Genomic DNA, 1,320 nt, shown 5'->3' on the forward strand with positions numbered 1-1,320 from the left:
AACTGGTTGCGAGACATGGACGGGGTTTGCGGTACCAGTGGTACCACGAAGAGACAAGGTACTGGCGCTACCCGTTGATGACAGTCGGCGATAAAGTACCGTACCATAAGTAGGGGCATGAGACCCCTGACAAGACGGATACGGCAGCCACAACAACGGATCAACGGATACACCAGCCTGAAGGAGAACACACCATGCGCCAATCCCTGACACTTGCCCTGGCGGCTGCGGCGGTCTTTGCGCTGCTGGCCGGCGGCGCATCCGCCCAATCGTTCGAAGGCCGCAAGAAGTGCAGTTCCTGTCACAAGAGCCAGGCCGAGTCCTGGGGGCAGACCGCACACGCCAAGGCGATGGAGTCGCTCAAGCCCAATGCCAAGGCCGAGGCCAAGAAGAAGGCCAAGCTCGATCCGAAGAAGGACTACACCAAGGACAAGGACTGTGTCGGCTGTCACGTGGACGGCTGGGGCAAGGAGGGCGGCTACACCATAGCCGACCCGAGCAAGTTCACCACCGGGGTGGGCTGCGAGTCGTGCCACGGGCCGGGTTCGAAGTTCCGGGGGATCCACCGCAAGGCGGGGGCATCCTTCGAGAAGTCGAAGAAGACCACGCCGCGCAAGACCCTGGCCGATGCCGGGCAGGACTTCTCGTTCGAGGAGCGCTGCAACGCCTGCCACCTGAACTACAAGGGTTCGCCCTGGAAGGGTGCCAAGGAGCCCTACACGCCGTATACGCCGGAGGTGGACAAGAAGTACACCTTCGATTTCAAGAAGTACGTCAAGGACGTCAAGGCCATGCACGAGCACTACAAGCTGGACGGCACCTTCGAGGGTGATCCCAAGTTCGAGTTCCATGACGAGTTCCAGGCCAGCGCCAAGGTGGGCGAGAAGGGTTCGGAGGACTGATGGCCGGACTGCGCGCGGGCGGCACCCTGCTCACGGGTGCCTTGCTGGGGATCGTGATGGTGGCGGTGGTGTTCGGGGGCGAGGCGGCCCTGTCCACCACCGAGTTCTGCACCAGTTGCCACTCCATGTCCTATCCCCTGGAGGAACTCAAGGAGTCGTCCCACTACGGGGCGCTGGGGGTCAATCCGGGCTGCAAGGACTGTCACATCCCGCAGGGGTTCAAGAACTTCCATCTGGCGGTGGCGACCCATGTGGTCGATGGCGCGCGCGAGTTGTACCTGGAGTTTGCCAATGATTACTCCACCCTGGAGAAGTTCAACGAGCGCAGGCTGATCATGGCGCACGATGCGCGGCTGAACCTGAAGAAGTGGGACAGCCGCACCTGCCGGGAGTGCCACCGCAATCCGCAGCCCCCCGG

The 1,320-nt window shown here is 62.3% G+C and carries 2 protein-coding genes; both read left to right on the plus strand.

What is annotated here, in order from left to right; genetic code table 11:
• Positions 1-194 precede the first annotated feature (194 nt).
• A complete protein-coding gene (gene cycA / locus BT108_RS13255; RefSeq protein ID WP_072295026.1) occupies positions 195-902 on the plus strand; it encodes a cytochrome c-550 CycA in 708 nt (235 codons plus the stop codon).
• A partial coding sequence (locus tag BT108_RS13260; protein WP_072295027.1) for a NapC/NirT family cytochrome c occupies positions 902-1,320 on the plus strand: 419 nt, incomplete at its 3' end. The genes cycA and BT108_RS13260, both read left to right, overlap by 1 nt.

Source organism: Nitrosovibrio sp. Nv17, from assembly GCF_900119085.1.
Lineage (GTDB): Bacteria > Pseudomonadota > Gammaproteobacteria > Burkholderiales > Nitrosomonadaceae > Nitrosospira.

Coding starts and splice junctions, on each gene's coding strand:
- cycA (WP_072295026.1), top strand. CDS start 195: ATGCGCCAATCCCTGACACTTGCCCTGGCGGCTGCGGCGGTCTTTGCG.